This window comes from Citrobacter sp. KTE30, from assembly GCF_000398825.1.
In the GTDB taxonomy this organism is placed as follows: domain Bacteria; phylum Pseudomonadota; class Gammaproteobacteria; order Enterobacterales; family Enterobacteriaceae; genus Citrobacter; species Citrobacter freundii.
The window spans coordinates 111,199-131,322 of record NZ_KB976056.1; the positions used below are offsets into that span (position 1 = coordinate 111,199).

Sequence of the window (20,124 nt, forward strand, 5' to 3'; positions counted from 1 at the left end):
TGGAATTACCTTAGCACAGCTCTAACTGAATATGATGGTCAGCAATCACCTGCATCACACCAGCAGGCGGCAGCGTGTCGGTATACACCGCATCCACCATGCTGATGCTGCCCATATTCACCATCGCGTTACGCCCAAACTTCGAGTGGTCCACCACCAGCATCACATGACGTGAATTCTCAATGATCGCGCGTTTGGTGCGAACTTCGTGATAATCAAATTCCAGCAGCGAACCATCGCTGTCGATACCGCTGATGCCTAAGATGCCGAAGTCCAGACGGAACTGAGAAATAAAGTCGAGGGTCGCTTCGCCCATAATACCGCCGTCGCGGCTACGCAGTTCGCCACCGGCGAGGATTATGCGGAAATCCTCTTTCGCCATCAGCGTATTCGCCACATTGAGGTTGTTGGTCACAATGCGTAAATTGCTGTGATTGAGCAGCGCGTGAGCCACCGCTTCCGGCGTGGTTCCGATATCAATAAACAGCGTAGAACCGTTCGGGATCTGCGTGGCAACTTTGCGAGCAATGCGCTCTTTTTCCGCCGTCTGCGTTGCTTTACGGTCATGCCACGGGGTGTTAACCGAGCTGGATGGCAACGCCGCGCCGCCGTGATGGCGCAAAATCATGTTCTGTTCGGCCAGATCGTTAAGATCGCGGCGAATCGTCTGCGGGCTGACGGAGAAATGCTCCACCAGCTCTTCAGTACTGACGTATCCCTGTTTTTTTACCAGCTCGATGATCGCGTCATGTCGTTGTGTTTGCTTCATTATTGTTCCCTGAAATTTTGCCGGATGCGCTGACGTTTATCCGGCCTACAAATTGGTCCAAACGCACACCGCCTTCCGGCACCACAAAACTTGAATCAAGTTCGTTTTCGTACATTTATAGTATCGGCAAACGCCATTGCCAAACCCACGGCCAACCCGGCGATATGAGCACCATTCGCCATCGACATGCCGAATAGATCAAACCAGCCGGCAACAATCCAGATCAAGGCAAAGATAATCAAACCACGCTGCAGGAAAATACCGCTCTGCGGATCGCGCTCGCCGCGCAACCACACGTAGCCCATCAGCGCATACACCACGCCAGACAATCCACCAAACCACGGGCCGCTAAATTTCTGCTGAACATAGCCGCTCAACAGGGCGCTGATCACGGTAATAACAATCAGTTTTCCACTGCCCAGACGCTTTTCAACCGCACCGCCGAGATACCACCACCACAGCAGGTTGAACAGAATATGCATCAGCGAGAAGTGCATAAAAGCGTGGGTGAAATAACGCCAGAATTCAAATTTCAGTGAAGGGTCAAACGGCCATGCCAGCCAGAGCATCACAGCCTGGTCGCCCAGCACGTTCATCGCGATAAACACCAACACACACGCGGCCATCACCAACCAGGTTACCGGACCTGCGCGTTCGCGCAATGTGGCCAGGAACGGATAACGTTGGTAGCGCAGACCGCTGTCGGTCTGACCCGACTGCCAGCTTGCTGCGAGGTAGCGCGGATCGCCCGGATTCTCCAGAAACCGCACCAGTTCAGCGTGCACGCGCTGAGCCTGGGACTCATCCGCCAGCCAGACATCCGTTTGCTGATGTTGTTGAATCGTCAGGATAACGCCCTGTGTCGCCATATAATCAACAAATGCCTGCGCCACGCGGGGGTTAGCAAAAGAGGTAATCATCAACATGGTTGCTGTCGCTTCATCCACACAAAAGAGGACAGTATATATACCCTTCTTACTTCGAGCTGCATCTTTGTTGGCTTTCCTCGCTCACTCCGGTCACGTACTGTTCGTACGCTCCCGGAGATTCGCTGCGTCGCCGTCGCGATGCAACTCGAATTAATTTGGGTATAGCCTTACGAACCGTATGCCACTTCTGCCGGAAAATGTCGATGCCAGGCATCGAAGCCGCCGTCAACGCTGTAAACCGCGTCATAGCCCTGCTGCAGAAGATATTGCGCTGCGCCTTTACTACTGTTGCCGTGATAACACATCACCAACACGGCAGTGTCGAAATCATGCTCGCGCATAAATGATCCCAGCGTGTCGTTCGTCAAATGAAATGCCTGTGGGGCATGGCCCATTGCATAGCTTTGCGGGTCGCGAATATCCACTAACACCGCCGCCCCCTGATGCAGCTTCTGATGCGCTTCTTCGACATTAATACATTCAAACTGATCCATTGCTCTCTCTTCTTTTTTTGGCAGGTGACGCTTTTCGGACATGTTACTGCTTAGTGTAAGTCCCGACGGCAGTTAAACGCCATAATGTTATATGTATCACTGTAAATTGTTTATCCGATGTTACCAATGGCGCGATTCTTTGCTATTATGCTCGATAACGAACATTAATGAGCTATAACGAAAGTGCGAGAGGCCAGCATGGAAACCAAAGATCTGATTGTGATAGGTGGAGGCATCAACGGTGCCGGTATCGCGGCAGATGCCGCTGGACGCGGTTTATCCGTGCTGATGCTGGAAGCGCAGGATTTAGCCTGCGCCACCTCTTCCGCTAGCTCCAAACTCATCCACGGTGGCCTGCGCTACCTGGAGCACTACGAATTTCGTCTGGTGAGCGAAGCGCTGGCCGAACGTGAAGTGCTGTTGAAAATGGCACCACACATCGCCTTCCCGATGCGCTTTCGTCTGCCCCACCGCCCGCACCTGCGTCCGGCGTGGATGATCCGCATTGGTTTGTTTATGTACGATCATCTGGGCAAACGCACCAGTTTGCCAAGTTCTACCGGTTTGCGTTTTGGCGCAGATTCCGTAATGAAACCTGAGATTGTGCGCGGTTTCGAATATTCTGACTGCTGGGTAGACGATGCACGACTGGTTTTGGCAAACGCCCAAATGGTCGTACGCAAAGGCGGAGAAGTATTAACCCGCACTCGCGCCACCTCTGCTCGCCGTGAAAACGGTTTGTGGATTGTTGAAGCTGAAGATATCGATACCGGCAAAAAACACACCTGGCAGGCGCGTGGCCTAGTCAACGCCACCGGTCCGTGGGTGAAAGAGTTTTTCGACGACGGTATGCACCTGCCATCGCCGTACGGTATTCGCCTGATTAAAGGCAGCCACATCGTGGTGCCGCGCGTCCATACCCAGAAACAGGCTTACATCCTGCAAAACGAAGATAAACGTATTGTGTTTGTCATCCCATGGATGGACGAATTCTCGATCATCGGGACGACCGACGTCGAATACAAAGGCGACCCAAAAGCGGTGAAAATTGATGAGAGTGAAATCAATTACCTGCTGAAGGTCTACAACGCGCACTTTAAGAAACAGCTGGGCCGTGATGATATCGTCTGGACTTACTCAGGCGTGCGCCCGCTGTGCGACGACGAGTCCGACTCGCCGCAGGCTATCACCCGTGATTACACGCTGGATATCCATGATGAAAACGGCAAAGCGCCGCTGCTGTCGGTCTTTGGCGGTAAGCTGACGACCTATCGTAAGCTGGCTGAACACGCGATGGAAAAACTGGCATCGTACTATCAGGGAATTGGTCCGGCGTGGACCAAAGAGTGCATTCTGCCAGGCGGTGACATTGGCGGCGATCGCGAAGACTACGCGGCCAAACTGCGCCGTCGCTACCCGTTCCTGACCGAGTCGCTGGCGCGCCATTATTCTCGCACCTACGGCAGCAACACCGAATGGGTCATCGGCGAAGCCACCTCGCTTGCCGAGTTAGGTGAAGACTTTGGCCATGAGTTTTATGAGGCCGAGCTGAAATACCTGGTCGATCACGAATGGGTTCGTCGTGCGGAAGATGCGTTGTGGCGTCGCACGAAAGAAGGTATGTGGCTGAACGCTGAGCAGCAGTCGCGCATGACCCAGTGGCTGGCTGAATACATTGAGAAGCACCAGCTGTCGCTGGCGTCCTGATAAAAATGCCGGATGGCGGCGACGCCTTATCCGGCCTACAAAGGTGCATAAACGTAGGCCGGGCAAGCGCAGCGCCCCCGGCCTCGTGTTTTACAACCGCACCGAATCAATATGCCAGATGTTTTCGGCGTACTCTTTGATCGTCCTGTCCGACGAGAAGTAGCCCATGTTGGCGATATTAATCATCGACTTAGTAGTCCACTCTTCCGGATGACGATACAGTTCATCAACCTTATCCTGACAATCAACGTAACTACGATAATCCGCCAGCACCTGATAGTGGTCGCCAAAGTTGATCAATGAGTCCACCAGGTCGCGATAGCGTCCCGGCTCCTCTGGGCTGAATATGCCACTGCCGATCTGCGTCAGCACCTGGTGCAGTTCCTCGTCTTTCTCGTAATATTCACGCGGCTTATAGCCCTGACTACGCAAAGCCTCAACCTCTTCCGCCGTATTACCAAAGATAAAGATATTTTCTGCGCCCACATGTTCCAGCATCTCGACGTTGGCACCATCCAGCGTACCGATGGTCAACGCGCCATTCAGCGCAAATTTCATGTTACTGGTCCCGGAGGCTTCGGTCCCGGCCAGTGAAATCTGCTCAGACAGGTCGGCTGCAGGAATAATCACCTGCGCCAGGCTGACGCTGTAATTGGGGATAAACACCACTTTCAGTTTGTCGCCAATTTGCGGATCGTTATTGATCACTTTTGCGACGTCGTTGATCAGATGAATAATGTGCTTCGCCATGTAATAGGCCGAAGCCGCTTTACCGGCGAAGATATTCACACGCGGCACCCACTCGGCGTCAGGATCGGCCTTAATGCGGTTGTAGCGGGTGATCACATGCAGCACGTTCATCAGCTGACGTTTGTATTCGTGAATACGCTTGATCTGTACGTCAAACAGCGATTTCGGATTCACTACCACGTTAAGCTGCTGGGCAATGAGCGTGGCCAGACGTTTTTTGTTCTCCAGCTTCGCCCGGCGTACCGCCTGGTTCACCAACGGGAAATCACAGTGCTGTTCAAGCTCGCTCAACTGGCTGAGATCGGTACGCCAGGTGCGGCCAATATTCTCATCCAGCACCTCAGAGAGCGGCGGGTTAGCCAGCGCCAGCCAGCGACGCGGCGTCACGCCATTGGTAACGTTGCAGAAGCGGGTCGGGAAGATCTTCGCAAAGTCAGCAAATAGCGACTGCACCATCAGGTTGGAGTGCAGTTCAGACACACCATTAACCTTGTGGCTCACCACGACCGCCAGCCATGCCATACGCACCCGGCGGCCGTTAGATTCATCGATAATCGACGTCCGCCCCAGCAGACCGGTATCGTTCGGATACTGCTCCTGCAGCGTTTTCAGGAAGTAGTCGTTAATCTCAAAAATGATTTGCAGATGGCGCGGCAGAATTTTGCCCAGCATATCCACCGGCCAGGTCTCCAGCGCTTCGCTCATCAAAGTGTGGTTGGTATACGAGAAAACCTGACAGCACACTTCAAACGCATCATCCCAACTGAACTTGTGCTCATCAATCAACAGACGCATCAGCTCAGGGATCGACAGCACCGGGTGGGTGTCGTTGAGGTGAATGGCGATTTTATCCGCCAGATTATCGTAGGTTTTGTGCAGTTGATAATGACGATTCAGAATGTCCTGCACCGTGGAGGAGACCAGGAAATACTCCTGGCGCAAGCGCAGCTCGCGTCCTGAATAGGTGGAGTCATCCGGGTAAAGCACGCGGGAGACGTTCTCGGAGTGGTTTTTATCTTCCACCGCCGCAAAGTAGTCGCCCTGGTTAAATTTACCGAGGTTGATCTCGCTACTGGCCTGGGCATTCCACAGGCGCAGCGTGTTGGTGGCATCGGTGTCGTAACCGGGGATAATCTGGTCGTAGGCAACCGCGAGGATCTCTTCAGTTTCTATCCAGCGCGTTTTCTTGCCTTCCTGCTGTATACGCCCGCCAAAGCGCACTTTGTAGCGCGTATTGTGGCGTTTGAACTCCCATGGGTTACCGTATTCCAGCCAGTAGTCCGGCGACTCTTTCTGTCGGCCATCAACAATGTTTTGCTTGAACATGCCGTAGTCATAGCGAATACCGTAGCCGCGTCCCGGCAGTCCCAGCGTTGCCAGCGAGTCCAGGAAGCAGGCCGCCAGGCGCCCGAGGCCACCGTTGCCAAGACCCGGGTCGTTTTCTTCATCGATCAGATCTTCCAGATCCAACCCCATACCTTCCAGCGCATTTTTGACATCGTCATAAATACCCAACGATAACAGTGCATTGGAAAGCGTGCGGCCAATCAGAAACTCCATTGACAGGTAATAGACCTGACGAGTTTCCTGGGATAATTGCGCACGGTTAGAACGCAGCCAGCGCTCCACGAGACGATCGCGCACCGCGAACAACGTGGCGTTCAGCCACTCATGTTTATTGGCAATGACCGGGTCCTTACCAATCGTGAACATCAGCTTGTAGGCGATAGAATGCTTAAGTGCCTCTACGCTGAGTGTGGGCGATGCATAAGTAAATGGAGCATTCATATAGGTGATTCCTGGATAACTATTTCAAGCGATAGTAAAGCTCACGGTATGACTTCGCCGCGACTTGCCAGCTAAAATCCATGGTCATGGCCTGACGTTGTACAAACCGCCACAGCGAAGGCCGGGACCACAATACGAAAGCACGCCGGATCGCACGTAGTAGCGACCAGGCATTACTATCTTCAAATACAAACCCACTGGCGATACCGTCCGCCAGGTTTTCCAGCGAACTGTCAGAGACCGTATCAGCCAGCCCACCGGTGCGCCGCACCAGCGGCAGCGTGCCGTACTTCAGTCCATACAACTGCGTTAAGCCACATGGCTCAAAACGGCTGGGAACCAATATCACATCGGCCCCACCCATGATGCGGTGCGAGAAGGCTTCGTGATAGCCAATCTGCACGCCCACTTGCCCCGGATGTTCCGCCGCTGCGGCGAGGAAACCTTCCTGCAACACTGGATCGCCCGCGCCAAGTAACGCCAGTTGCCCCCCCTGCTCTAACAGACCCGGCAGAGCCTCCAGCACCAGATCCAACCCTTTCTGACTGGTCAGACGGCTCACGACAGCAAACAGCGGCACTTTGTCGTTAACCTTAAGTCCCATCGCGATCTGCAGCTGACGTTTGTTCTCCGCCTTCTCTTCCAGCGTGTCACGCGTATAGCGCGACGCCAGCAGCAGGTCGGTTTCCGGGCTCCAGATTTTTTCATCCACGCCGTTCAGCACGCCGGAAAGCCGTCCTTCCCGATGACGCTGCTGCAACAGACCTTCCATACCATAGGCAAACTGCGGCTCGGTAATCTCCCGCGCGTAAGTTGGACTCACTGCCGTAATGTGGTCTGCGTAGTACAACCCTGCCTTCAGGAACGAAATCTGGCCGTTAAACTCCAGCCCGTGCACATTAAAGAACGACCATGGCAATTGGATGTCATCCATATGCTTTGCATAAAACATGCCTTGATAAGCCAGGTTGTGTACGGTGAACACCGATTTCGCCGGATGGCCGCGCGCCGCCAGATACGCCGGGGCCAGACCGGCATGCCAGTCGTGCGCATGCACCACATCCGGGCGCCAGAATGGGTCAAGGCCGCAGGCCATTTCACATCCGGCCCAGCCAAGCAACGCAAAACGCAGGACGTTATCGGTATAAGCGAACAGGTTGGTGTCGTGATACGGGCTACCGGGACGGTCGTAAAGATGCGGCGCGTCAATCAGGTAAATACCCACGCCGTTGAAATGCCCGAAAAGCAGCGTGATACGTCCAGCGAAGGTATCGCGACGCGTCACGACCTGTGCATCGGGAATGCCGCGACGAATATCTGGAAACGCCGGGAGCAACACGCGGGCATCCACGCCGTCCGCAATTTGCGCGGCAGGTAACGCCCCAATAACATCCGCCAGTCCCCCGGTTTTTAACAGGGGGAACATCTCTGAACAAACGTGTAAAACCTGCATTATCGCTCCTGTTTGATCTGCAGTTTGCGCAGCATTTCACGCGTGACCAGCACAATGCCTTCCTCTGAACGGTAGAAACGACGCGCATCTTCTTCCGCGTTTTCACCTATCACCATGCCTTCAGGAATAACGCAGGCGCGGTCGATAATGCAACGACGTAAGCGGCACGAACGTCCCACCCACACTTCAGGTAACAACACTGCCGAATCAATGTTACAGAATGAATTCACCCGCACTCGCGGGAACAGAACGGACTGCACCACCACCGAACCTGAAATTATGCATCCGCCAGAAACCAGCGAGTTCAGCGTCATTCCGTGGCTACCGGAACGGTCCTGCACAAATTTCGCCGGTGGCAGCGATTCCATGTGCGTTCGGATTGGCCAGTCCTGGTCGTACATATCCAGTTCAGGCGTCACCGAAGCCAGATCAAGGTTCGCCTTCCAGTAGGCTTCCAGCGTCCCCACATCGCGCCAGTACGGTTCGGATTCCGGGTCAGACTGCACGCAGGACAACGGGAATGGATGTGCATACGCCATGCCAGCTTCGGTGATTTTCGGGATAATGTCTTTGCCAAAATCGTGACTGGATTTTTCATCGAGATCATCTTCCGCCAGCAGTTCATACAGATAATCGGCGTTGAAAATGTAGATCCCCATACTGGCAAGAGATTTGGTCGGGTCGCCTGGCATGGCTGGCGGGTTGGCGGGTTTTTCAACGAACTCGATAATTTTATCGGTGTCGTCCACGTCCATCACGCCAAACGCGCTGGCCTCTTCAATAGGCACTGGCATACAGGCCACGGTGCAACGCGCGCCCTTCTCGACGTGGTCGATCAGCATGCGTGAGTAGTCCTGCTTATAAATATGATCGCCCGCGAGGATCACCACGTATTCCGCTTTATAGCGTCGAATGATGTCCAGGTTTTGGGTCACCGCATCCGCCGTACCGCGATACCAGTTTTCACCCTGCATTCTCTGCTGGGCAGGCAGCAAATCGACAAACTCGTTCATCTCTTCGCTAAAGAACGACCAGCCGCGCTGAATATGCTGCACCAGCGTATGGGACTGGTACTGGGTGATCACGCCAATACGGCGGATCCCGGAGTTAATACAGTTGGATAAGGCAAAATCGATAATGCGGAACTTACCGCCAAAGTGCACAGCAGGTTTGGCACGTTTGTTGGTCAAATCTTTTAAGCGGGTACCGCGGCCACCGGCCAGGATCAGGGCAACAGATTTTAATGGCAGCTGGCGCGCCAACATTACACGATCGTTCTTCTCTAAACTCACCATGACTAACTCCTTTTTTATCTTCTCTGGAACACACACAGTCCGTGCGCAGGTCCCTGCCAGACAGCCGTAAGCACCGGATTATCCTCTCCGGCAAATGGGGGAATGGCATGCCATTCCCCTTCAGGTAAAACGATATCTGTCACCTCAAGCGTGGCGTTTATTGCAATAAGAAAACGGTCTGAAAGCTGGATTTGCATCTGCCTCGGGCCGTTTTGCCACTCATCCGCACTTAAGGGTTGTGCGTACTTATTCAGCCAACGAACATTGCCATCGCCCTCTTCCCACCAACAATCCCCTGTTAATGCTGGGATTTGCCGGCGCAGATGAATCAGCGCGGCGGTAAATGTGGTTAGCCCACTGTTTGCCTGCTGCCAGTCCAGCCACGTTAAGGCGTTATCCTGACAGTAAGCGTTATTGTTGCCGTGCTGGCTATGACCATGCTCATCGCCCGCCAGCAACATCGGCGTCCCCTGAGAGAGCAACAGCGTAGTTAACAGCGCATGAATGCTGTCGCGCCGTCGCTCAATCAGGTCCAGCGTGCCGCCTAATCCTTCTTTACCATGATTGTCGCTGTAGTTATTGCTAGTGCCGTCGCGATTTTCCTCACCATTCGCTTCATTGTGCTTATTTGTGAAGCACACACAGTCGCGTAGCGTAAAACCGTCGTGCGCGGTCACCAGATTGACCGTGGCGCTGGGTTTGCGACCCTGGCGTTTAAACACATCGCTGGATGCGGCAAAACGCCCGGCAAACTCGCCCAACGAGAGATTACGCTGGAGCCAAAAGCGTCGCGTCGCATCGCGGAAATGGTCATTCCACTCGGCAAACGGAGGGGGGAAATTCCCCACCTGATACCCGCCTTCACCAATATCCCACGGTTCCGCAATCAGCTTCACGCGTGAGAGCAGCGGACAGGTTTGGATCGCGGTAAACAGCGGCGCATCCTGACGAAACGCAGGTGTACGCCCCATGACGGAAGCCAAATCAAAACGAAAACCATCTACATGGCAGGTTTCAACCCAATAGCGCAGGCATTCACATGCGTATTCCACAACGCCGGGATGGCTCAAATTGAGGGTGTTCCCACAACCGGTCCAGTTGTAGTAATCACCATCGTCCCTGATCCAATAATAGCTACGGTTATCAATTCCGCGCAGCGAGAAGACAGGCCCTTCGAGATCCAGCTCGGCGCTGTGGTTCAAAACGATATCGAGAATGACCTCAATCCCCGCTTTGTGCAGCGCTTTTACCGCGTCGCGAAACTCATCAAGCGCACTCTCCGGCGAACAGGCATAGGCCGGATGCAGCGCGAACATGGCCACCGGGTTGTAGCCCCAGTAGTTCGACAGGCCCAGCCGCTGAAGTCGCGGTTCGCTGGCAAAATGCGCCACCGGCAGCAGCTCCAGCGCGGTAATGCCGAGACGCTTGAAATAGTCGATCATCACCGGATGACCCAGCGCTTTGTAGGTTCCGCGAATCTCTTCCGGCAGGTCAGGATGCAAATACGTCAACCCTTTGACATGCGCTTCGTAAATTACGGTATTGCCCCACGGCGTGCGCGGCGGGGCATCATCCTCCCAGTCATAATGGTCGGACACCACCACGCCCTTCAGCGCGATGGTGGCATTATCATGGTGATCCGGTTCATTTAGCCCGCCGTGCAGCAGCGGGTTATCTTTTAACTCGCCCTCTACCCGACGGGCGCAAGGGTCGAGCAGCAGCTTGGCTGGGTTAAACCGGTGGCCCTGCTGCGGTTGCCATGGGCCATGGACGCGATAGCCATAGCGCAGACCGGGCCGGGCGTTGGCCAGATAGCCGTGCCAGACATCGCCGCTACGCCCCGGCAGGTCGTAGCGGAGTTCGCAACCGTCCTCGTCAAATACGCATAATTCAACGCGTTCAGCGTGGGCTGAGAAGAGAGTAAAATTAACGCCATGGCCGTCATACGTTGCACCATGGGGGGTGGCGTTGCCGGTTGCCAGTTGCGTCATTCCCCCTCCCGAACCAGCCAGATCGTTGCCAACGGCGGCAACGTGAGGCTCAGTGAATGCTGACGACCATGACTGGCGATTTCATCACTGTGCACCGCACCGCCGTTGCCAGTATTGCTGCCGTGGTAATGCATCGAATCGGTATTGAGGATCTCACGCCATTTCCCCGGCTGATTGATACCGAAGCGATAGCCGTGGCGGGGCACAGGCGTAAAGTTACTGACCACGATGATTTCATTGCCGACCTTGTCACGACGCACGAAAGCCAGCACCGAACGTTCTTTGTCATCCACCACCAGCCACTCAAAGCCATAGGCGTCAAAGTCGAGCTCGTGCAGCGCTTTGTGATGACGATAGGTGAGGTTCAGATCGCGCACCAGACGCTGTACGCCGTGATGCCAGTTATCACCGCCTTCCAGCAGGTGCCAGTCGAGGCTCGCGTCATGGTTCCATTCACGTCCCTGCGCAAACTCGTTGCCCATAAACAGCAGTTTCTTGCCTGGGAAGGCCCACATCCAGCCGTAGTAGGCGCGCAGGTTGGCAAACTTCTGCCACGCATCGCCCGGCATGCGGTCGAGAATCGATTTCTTGCCGTGCACCACTTCATCGTGCGACAACGGCAGGACAAAGTTCTCGGTGTAGTTGTACAGCATGCCGAAGGTCAGCTTATCGTGGTGATGTTGGCGATAAACCGGATCCAGTTTCATGTAGTCCAGCGTGTCGTGCATCCAGCCGAGGTTCCACTTATACCAGAACCCTAAACCGCCCATGTCCTGCGGTCTTGAAACGCCAGCAAAATCAGTGGACTCTTCCGCCATGCTCACCGCACCAGGCACCTGTTCGCCAAGAATACGGTTGGTATTGCGTAAAAACTCAATGGCTTCGAGGTTTTCACGACCGCCAAATTCATTTGGGATCCATTCCCCTTCTTTACGGCTGTAGTCGCGATAAATCATCGATGCCACGGCATCCACGCGCAGCGCGTCGATACCAAAGCGCTCAATCCAGTACAGGGCGTTGCCCACCAGATAGTTGCTGACTTCACGGCGGCCATAGTTGTAGATCAGCGTGTTCCAGTCCTGGTGATACCCTTCTCGCGGGTCGCTGTGCTCATACAGCCTGGTGCCATCAAACTCTGCCAGACCAAAGTCGTCCGACGGGAAATGGCCCGGCACCCAGTCAAGAATGACGTTCAGCCCCGCCTGATGCGCGGCATTCACAAAATAGCGGAAGTCATCGCGCGTACCAAATCGACGGGTCGGCGCATACATGCCGGTAGGTTGGTAACCCCAGCTACCGTCGAACGGATGCTCGTTAATCGGCAACAGTTCAAGGTGGGTAAAGCCCATCCACTTGGCGTAAGGCACCAGTTGATCCGCCAGCTCGCGGTAGCTCAGCCAGAAGTTGTTATCGGTATGACGACGCCATGACCCCAGGTGCACTTCATAGATAGAAATCGGCGCATCAAACTGGTTGGCTTTTTTACGCTCCTCGCTTTGCACCACTTTTTCCGGCAGACCACAGATAAGCGACGCGGTTTCCGGGCGCATTTGCGCTTCGAAGGCGTAAGGGTCCGCTTTGATTCGCAGCTTACCGTTGGCATCGATCATCTCGTATTTATACAGCTGACCATGCTGCGCACCGGGGATAAACAGCTCCCAGATACCGCTCTCTTTACGCAGGCGCATCGGGTGGCGGCGGCCATCCCAGTAGTTGAACTGCCCCACCACTGACACGCGTTGCGCGTTAGGTGCCCAGACAGAGAAGCGCGTACCGGTGACGCCATCCATGGTATCCGCATGCGCGCCCAGCGTTTCGTAAGGTCGCAGGTGCGTACCTTCAGATAACAGCCAGGCATCCATATCCTGGATCAGCGGGCCAAAACGATAAGGGTCATCAATCAGATTCTGCTGTCCATGCCAGACAACGGCCAACTGATAGCGAAAGAAATTTTTACGGCGGGGAAGTACAGCACAGAAAAAGCCACGAGAGTCGAGGCAATCCAGCTTGCCGACTTTGCGTCCGGTTTTGGGTTCGATCACCCACACTTCGGTGGCGTCAGGTAATAGGGCGCGGACTTCAAGTCCAGCGTCAGTTTGGTGCATACCGAGTACGGAAAAAGGATCCGCAAAATGGCCTGCAATTAGCGCATTAATCACGTCTCTATCGATACGAACGGACATGGTTGTCATCCTGTTTTATGGTGTCACCCCTTCCAACTGATTTTCGACATCAGGTAGCGACACTTTTTTTGACCTGAACGGCGCAGCACAATTGTGCATCCTCTCTGCGTCGTCCCACCTTCAGGCAACAACTTAATACCTCCGGTACTAAGTCACCCTTAAAGAATAGCCAATGCTTTATCTTACTCCCGGTAAAAAATGAAACATCTGCGCTTACTCCTGTATTACGCAAAAAAAAGGGTGACTCAGCACCCTTTGATCATTAACAAACCATTACGCCAGTTGACGTAACATGCGGCGCAATGGCTCCGCAGCACCCCAAAGCAGCTGGTCACCTACGGTAAAGGCTGACAGGAACTCCGGTCCCATATTCAGCTTACGCAGACGACCTACTGGCGTGGTCAACGTGCCGGTAACGGCCGCCGGGGTTAACTCACGCATGGTGATTTCACGATCGTTTGGTACTACTTTCGCCCACGGGTTGTGCGCCGCCAGCAGTTCTTCCACGGTCGGAATAGACACATCTTTTTTCAGTTTGATGGTGAACGCCTGGCTGTGGCAGCGCAACGCGCCGACGCGCACGCACAGACCATCAACCGGGATCACGGAAGACGTGTTGAGAATTTTGTTGGTTTCCGCCTGTCCCTTCCACTCTTCACGGCTCTGACCGTTATCGAGCTGTTTGTCGATCCACGGAATCAGGCTACCGGCCAGCGGTACGCCGAAGTTATCAACCGGCAGTTCGCCGCTGCGGGACAGCGTCGTTACTTTACGTTCGATATCGAGAATAGCAGAGGATGGGGTCGCCAGTTCATCGGCCACATGGCCATACAGATGACCCATCTGAGACAACAGCTCGCGCATATGACGCGCGCCGCCGCCGGAAGCCGCCTGATAGGTCGCCACGGAGACCCAGTCGACCAGGTCGTTGGCAAACAGGCCACCGAGGGACATCAGCATCAGGCTAACGGTACAGTTACCGCCGACAAAGGTCTTAATCCCTTTATTCAGGCCATCGGTGATGACATCCTGGTTAACCGGATCGAGAATAATGATGGCATCGTCTTTCATACGCAGCGAAGAGGCCGCGTCAATCCAGTAACCCTGCCAACCGCTTTCACGAAGCTTTGGATAGATTTCGTTGGTATAATCGCCGCCCTGACAGGTCACGATGATATCGAGCGCCTTCAGCGCATCCAGATCAAAAGCGTCCTGAAGCGTGCCGGTCGCGGTTCCACCGAATGTCGGTGCCGCCTGCCCGAACTGGGAAGTAGAAAAGAAAACAGGGCGAATGGCGTCGAAGTCACGCTCCTCAACCATGCGTTGCATGAGAACAGAGCCGACCATACCGCGCCAGCCGATAAAACCAACATTTTTCATAGCGTTTTTTCCTGCAGAGATGTGTGCTGTGTATGTATGCCAGTGTCCTGGTGGCATATCCTTCACCATACAAAATGCAGCCAAAGTCGCAAGTGAAATTAATCAATGATAGCGAAGCCATCAGTAATGCGACTTATCCCGCTGCGCAAGCAAGCAGAAAGTCCGCGGTAATTATCAGGGAATTTGAGTTATGAATGAAATCATTTCAGCGGCAGTTTTATTGATCCTGATTATGGATCCACTCGGAAATCTGCCCATTTTCATGTCCGTATTGAAACATACCGAACCGAAACGCCGCCGCGCGATTATGATTCGCGAGCTGTTCATTGCGCTGTTAGTGATGCTGATATTCCTGTTTGCGGGCGAGAAAATTCTGGCATTTCTTAACCTGCGCGCGGAAACCGTTTCTATCTCCGGGGGCATCATTTTGTTCCTGATCGCCATTAAGATGATTTTCCCCAGCGCCACCGGGAATAGCACCGGGCTTCCGGCGGGTGAAGAGCCGTTTATCGTCCCGCTGGCGATTCCGCTGGTGGCAGGCCCAACAATCCTGGCCTCATTAATGCTGTTGTCGCATCAGTACCCGAACCAGATGGGGCATCTGGTGATTGCCCTGCTGATCGCCTGGGGCGGTACGTTTGTGATTCTGTTGCAGTCGTCGCTGTTTTTGCGTCTGCTGGGGGAGAAAGGGGTGAACGCGCTGGAGCGCCTGATGGGGCTGATTCTGGTGATGATGGCCACCCAGATGTTCCTTGATGGCGTACGGATGTGGATGAAGGGGTGACCGTTTTGAAGCTGGAGAGCATGGCATTTCAGAGAACGATTCCGTTCACGTTATGTTCATTGCTTCTCTGAGATCTCGTCACCAGTGAACGTGTTAAGGGGGCTACGCAGCCCCCTTAACAATCCCGGCTCCCGGCAGGAAAATTGCCACTTCGTGGTTCCCTCCACTTATTCCTCCAGGCTACCGGGCCGGGCGCGAGGCAGCGTCCATGCAAAACGCGCCCTGAACCCGCATCCCTGCGGGTTCTCCCGGCCTTACGGAAACGCGTCGGCAATTTTCAGCCGGACCAGCCCACACCTGACCACCTGAGCTTTTACTTGAATACCTCTGAACAGCAAAACGGATATAGCTGAAAGCCAGATCGCTGAAGCGACACCCTGGTCCGGCTGAAAATCGATGAGGCGTTGACGGCTGACCGGGTCTGCCCGCAGGGATGCGGGCAGAGGGGACGGCCTGCATGGATGTAGGCTCGGCCCCGACCCGACAGGCAGACGGAATAAGACGAATAACTCGCGCAGCGACGATTTTCCCGCCGGGAGCCTGGGTTGCAAGGGAGGCGGCGGTGAGCCTCCCTTGCACGTTCACGGGCATCAGCGCTTCAGAGAAATGACACCACTGAGGTGAACGGAACCCTGAGCAATAATCACATGTTCACCCTACATGCTTAACTGAACGGCATTGCACTGTAATACCAGGTATTCCTTATGCTTTTAAGTCGCTGATATAACGTATTTTCATTTCTGCGAGGTGCCTTCCAGAATGCCCTCTTGTCAGCATCGTGGATAAGCCTTATCTTCTCGCTGCACCTGCAAAATCAGGTGTCAGAATTAGCCTTCTGAAAATCATACTGGCGACATATACTTCTATGTCGTGCGACCGATTTCGCCTCAATGGCGGGTCGAGCGGGGGCGTCGCAAGACGCGCCGGTATCCAGTATGACCGGTAAGGCTAACTCCGCTCGATTCTGCCACCCGCGAGATTAGCCTCTCCGGTGGTGGTTTAAATAAAACATACTGGAGGCTGCCCTATGGCGACTACCCCTCTCTTTTCACACTCTTTATTTACCCTGCCCTTTAGCCATGCCACGGATTTCACCGAGCTGGCGGATAACTGCGAGCGTTTTGTCGAAGGGCTGGTTGAATGCCATGACCCGGTTGAAAAGCTGGCGATTTGTGCACGTCTGTCGGCCTGTTTCGCGTTATTACAACCGACCTTAACGGAACCTGTACCGCAGCATCTACAGGCCAGTCTGACGGTAGAAACCTTACCGACCCGTTTTCCCCTTTTCGAGCCTGAGCCCGACCAGATGGGGCGTTACTGCCAGCTTTTGACGCATTTGCTGATGAGCAAAACGCTTTCTGATGATATGGAGCGAGTGGCAGGTGATTTGCTGCAGGATTTGGTGGGTTATTTCGCCGACACGCTGAAAGCACCGCGCTGGTTGAAAACAGATGAAGGCATGGTAATGCTGTAAAAAAGCCGGGTGACGCTTACCCGGCTTACGGTGTGCAATGAATTCAGGCCCGGTAAGCGCAAGCGCCACCGGGCAACAAGACTCAGCTCAACAGCTGGAAGGCAATCATACCGACAATTGCGCCGACCGTGCCGAGGATGGTTTCCATCATCGTCCAGGTCTTCAGCGTTTGTGCTTCCGTTGCGCCGGTAAATTTACCGAACAACCAGAAACCGGCGTCGTTAACGTGGCTGACCACGATCGAACCGCCCGCGATACAAATTGACAGTGCCGCCATCTGCGCACCGGAGAAGTTCAGCTGTTCAATCACCGGCATCACCAGACCGACCGCCGTTAAGCAGGCCACGGTCGCGGAACCCTGAATGATACGCACCGCCGCCGCCAGTACGAAGCAGGTAATGGCAATCGGCAGACCCATTCCGGTTAACGCTTCGCCCAGCGCCGGACCGACGCCGGAATCAACCAGCACTTGTTTAAACACGCCACCTGCACCGATCACCAGCAGGATAATTCCCGCCGGTTGCAGCGCATGACCGCAGATCTCCATCACTTTGTCTTTTGGCATACCCTGGCGAATCGCCAGACCGTAAATCGCCACCAGACAGGCAACCAGAATCGCGGTAAACGGGTGGCCGATAAACTCAAACCATTCGTAAGTTGAAGAACCAACCGGCACAAAGCGCGCGGCGATGGTTTTCAGACCAACCAATACCAGCGGCAGCAGGATCAGCGACAAGCTAAAGCCGAAGGACGGCATTTTACCTTCGCCCAGATGCGGCTCGGTAATGTCATCAGGAATGTTCAGCTCAACGTAACGGCTGATGAAATTACCCCACAGCGGCCCGGCGATAATCATGCCCGGAATCGCGGCACACAGGCCAATCAGGATCATCCAGCCAAAGTCAGCGTGCATCTGCGAAGCCAGCAACATCGGCGCTGGCCCCGGCAGTAAAAACGCCGCAGCCGCCGCTACGCCGGCAAACAACGGAATGACTAATTTAACCAGGTTGGTACCGGTGTGACGCGCCATCGAGAACGCTACGCTAATCAGCAGCACAATCGCCACCTCAAAGAACAGCGGCAGCGCGCAAATCAGACCGGCCAGGCCAATCGCGTAATGCGCGCGGCTGTGGCCGAAGGATTTCAGCATTTTGACGGCAATTTGATCGACTGCGCCGGTCTCATGCAAAATCTTGCCGAACATCGCCCCCAACGCCACAACAATCGCCAGGAAACCGAGCGTGCCTCCCATCCCTTTTTCCATAGTCGCGGCGATTTTATCGAGCGGCATACCGGAAAAGAGACCTGCACCAATAGACACCACCATCAAAGCAAGGAAGGCGTGCATACGCGCCTTCATCACTAAAAACAGCAGTAATAAAACGGACCCTACTGCTGTTAAAACAAGCGTTAATGTACTCACTACTTACTGCCCTGGTTAATAACCTCAATGGTGCTGGCGACCACACCGTCCAGTGGTTGATCGATATCGACCACCAGTACATCGTTTTCATTCGCACCTGGTTCTTCCAGCGCTTCAAACTGGGTCACCAGCATCTGCGTTTTGAAGAAGTGGCCTTTACGCGCTTTCAGACGGCTTTCGATAACGTCAAAATCCCCTTTCAGATAGATGAAAGAGAGGTTCGGGTTACCTTCGCGTAGCTGGTCGCGATAGACTTTTTTCAGAGCGGAACAGACGATCAGCGAAACCTTGTTGGTACGCTGCATCGCAAAGGCGGCGTCGTTCAGCGCCTGTAACCACGGTTTACGGTCATTATCGTTGAGTGGCTCACCGGAAGCCATTTTCATGATGTTGCTGCGCGGATGGAGAAAATCGCCATCAAGAAACGCGGCCTGCAGTTGATGCGCCACTTCGCTGGCGACAGCAGATTTACCGCTGCCCGATACGCCCATCAGAACGTAAACGTGGTGATCATGATTAGTCGTGCTCAAAGCGTTGCCCCCACTGGTACAAGAATCTGGAAATTGTTACGGGTAACTGTTATCGGTAACATTGTCCAGCCGGATAAATAGAGAAGCAATATCCATTCGTGCTCGAAGTGTATAAGTGTGAGCTACTTCAAACTTGTTGGCTTAAATAGATCCGCCCGGTGACAAGGTGAAACCTAAATCTAACATTTTAGGTGTGACTGCTTCACCACGGATGCGTGCCAGCAGACGTTCAGCACCAATGCTGCCCATCCGTTCACGCGGCGTGAGCACGCTCGCCAGACGCGGCTCCATCACCTGCCCGATGTCGTGACCGTGGAATCCGGCAATCGCCATGTCATCCGGGATTTTCAGCCCTAAACGCTGGCATTCGAAGGCCGCCCCTACCGCCAGGTCATCGTTGGTACAAAAAATGCCGTCGAGCTGCGGATATTCGCGCCGCGCCTGACGGATGAGTTCAATACCGGATGAGTAAGAAGAAGACTGTTCCACCATCACACTGTACGGCACCAGGTTGGCATCGCGCATTGCCTGCTCGTAGCCCCGCTGTTTGATGATAGTACGTTCATCAAGACGTGCGCCAAGATAGGCAACATGACGGTGCCCGCGGGCGATGATAGCGGCGGTCATTTGACGCGCGGCTTCGAAGTTGTCAAAGCCGACGGCGATATCCAGACACGGGGACTGGCTGTCCATCAGCTCAACCACCGGGATACCGGCGACCTCAATCATTTTCAGCGTACGAGGCGTATGGCTACGTTCGGTGAGGATCAGGCCATCGATATTCCACGACAGCATCGATTCCAGACGCTCCTGTTCCATCTCGGGTTTATAGCCGTAGTGCGCCAGCATGGTTTGATACCCATGGGCGTCGGTAACGGCCTCAATGCCGCGTAACACTTCAGCAAAAACCTGGTTAGTGAGAGACGGTAACAACACGCCGATAGCGCGGCTGGTGGCGTTAGAAAGGATATCAGGAGCGCGATTGGGAATGTAACCCAGCTCATCAAGTGCAGCGGCAATTTTGCCCCGCAGCGCCACGGAGACCTGCTCCGGGTTACGCAAAAAGCGACTGACCGTCATTTTGGTCACGCCCACGCGGTCGGCTACATCCTGAAGTACGGGTCTTTTCTTTTTCATCGTCCTGAAGCGTTAAAAAGGGATAGATTCCCCCAGT

The 20,124-nt window shown here is 54.4% G+C and carries 15 protein-coding genes; 3 read left to right on the forward strand and 12 right to left on the reverse strand.

Going from position 1 to position 20,124, the window contains the following annotated elements:
• Nucleotides 1-10: 10 nt before the first annotated feature.
• From WC1_RS02820 to glpE, 3 genes are all read right to left on the reverse strand, one after another.
• Nucleotides 11-769: a DeoR/GlpR family transcriptional regulator gene (locus tag WC1_RS02820; protein ID WP_016151107.1), complete on the reverse strand. Its 759-nt coding sequence runs from the start codon at nt 767-769 to the stop codon at nt 11-13.
• A gap of 95 nt (nt 770-864) precedes the next feature.
• On the reverse strand, nt 865-1,695 hold the full coding sequence (gene glpG, locus WC1_RS02815; protein ID WP_003023496.1) for a rhomboid family intramembrane serine protease GlpG: 831 nt from the start codon (nt 1,693-1,695) through the stop codon (nt 865-867).
• Nucleotides 1,696-1,865: 170 nt separating this feature from the next.
• Nucleotides 1,866-2,192: a thiosulfate sulfurtransferase GlpE gene (gene glpE, locus WC1_RS02810; protein ID WP_003023495.1), complete on the reverse strand. Its 327-nt coding sequence runs from the start codon at nt 2,190-2,192 to the stop codon at nt 1,866-1,868.
• A gap of 198 nt (nt 2,193-2,390) precedes the next feature.
• Between glpE and glpD the strand changes: the two genes are divergently transcribed.
• Complete coding sequence (gene glpD / locus WC1_RS02805) at nt 2,391-3,899, forward strand: glycerol-3-phosphate dehydrogenase (protein WP_003023494.1); 1,509 nt, start codon at nt 2,391-2,393, stop codon at nt 3,897-3,899.
• A 90-nt stretch (nt 3,900-3,989) separates the two neighbouring features.
• Here the strand turns inward: glpD and glgP are convergent, their stop codons facing one another.
• From glgP to asd, 6 genes are all read right to left on the reverse strand, one after another.
• Entirely contained in the window at nt 3,990-6,437 is a 2,448-nt protein-coding gene (glgP, locus tag WC1_RS02800; protein ID WP_016151108.1) for a glycogen phosphorylase, read from the reverse strand.
• 19 nt (nt 6,438-6,456) lie between these two features.
• A complete protein-coding gene (glgA, locus tag WC1_RS02795) occupies nt 6,457-7,890 on the reverse strand; it encodes a glycogen synthase GlgA (RefSeq protein WP_003023490.1) in 1,434 nt (477 codons plus the stop codon).
• Nucleotides 7,890-9,185: a glucose-1-phosphate adenylyltransferase gene (glgC, locus tag WC1_RS02790; protein ID WP_003023489.1), complete on the reverse strand. Its 1,296-nt coding sequence runs from the start codon at nt 9,183-9,185 to the stop codon at nt 7,890-7,892. Before glgC ends, glgA begins: the two co-directional genes overlap by 1 nt.
• A gap of 14 nt (nt 9,186-9,199) precedes the next feature.
• Nucleotides 9,200-11,176, reverse strand: coding sequence for a glycogen debranching protein GlgX (gene glgX / locus WC1_RS02785; RefSeq protein WP_003023487.1), 1,977 nt, complete (start codon nt 11,174-11,176; stop codon nt 9,200-9,202).
• A complete protein-coding gene (glgB, locus tag WC1_RS02780) occupies nt 11,173-13,359 on the reverse strand; it encodes a 1,4-alpha-glucan branching enzyme (protein WP_016151109.1) in 2,187 nt (728 codons plus the stop codon). The genes glgX and glgB overlap by 4 nt, the downstream gene beginning before the upstream one ends.
• 273 nt (nt 13,360-13,632) lie before the next feature.
• On the reverse strand, nt 13,633-14,739 hold the full coding sequence (gene asd / locus WC1_RS02775; RefSeq protein ID WP_016151110.1) for an aspartate-semialdehyde dehydrogenase: 1,107 nt from the start codon (nt 14,737-14,739) through the stop codon (nt 13,633-13,635).
• A gap of 190 nt (nt 14,740-14,929) precedes the next feature.
• On the opposite strand from asd, the gene yhgN reads away from it, so the two are divergent.
• Together yhgN and WC1_RS02765 are read left to right on the forward strand one after the other, a co-directional pair.
• Nucleotides 14,930-15,523, forward strand: a complete 594-nt coding sequence (gene yhgN, locus WC1_RS02770) for an NAAT family transporter YhgN (protein ID WP_003023480.1) — start codon at nt 14,930-14,932, stop codon at nt 15,521-15,523.
• Between the two features lie 1,027 nt (nt 15,524-16,550).
• Nucleotides 16,551-16,997, forward strand: a complete 447-nt coding sequence (locus tag WC1_RS02765; protein ID WP_016151111.1) for a lipoate--protein ligase family protein — start codon at nt 16,551-16,553, stop codon at nt 16,995-16,997.
• 82 nt (nt 16,998-17,079) lie between these two features.
• Here the strand turns inward: WC1_RS02765 and gntU are convergent, their stop codons facing one another.
• The 3 genes from gntU to gntR all read right to left on the reverse strand — a co-directional run bounded on the left by gntU (nt 17,080) and on the right by gntR (nt 20,087).
• Nucleotides 17,080-18,420, reverse strand: a complete 1,341-nt coding sequence (gene gntU / locus WC1_RS02760) for a gluconate transporter (protein WP_003023477.1) — start codon at nt 18,418-18,420, stop codon at nt 17,080-17,082.
• Nucleotides 18,420-18,950: a gluconokinase gene (gene gntK, locus WC1_RS02755; protein WP_016151112.1), complete on the reverse strand. Its 531-nt coding sequence runs from the start codon at nt 18,948-18,950 to the stop codon at nt 18,420-18,422. Before gntK ends, gntU begins: the two co-directional genes overlap by 1 nt.
• Before the next feature lie 141 nt (nt 18,951-19,091).
• Entirely contained in the window at nt 19,092-20,087 is a 996-nt protein-coding gene (gene gntR / locus WC1_RS02750) for a gluconate operon transcriptional repressor GntR (protein WP_003023473.1), read from the reverse strand.
• Between the last annotated feature and the right edge of the window lie 37 nt (nt 20,088-20,124).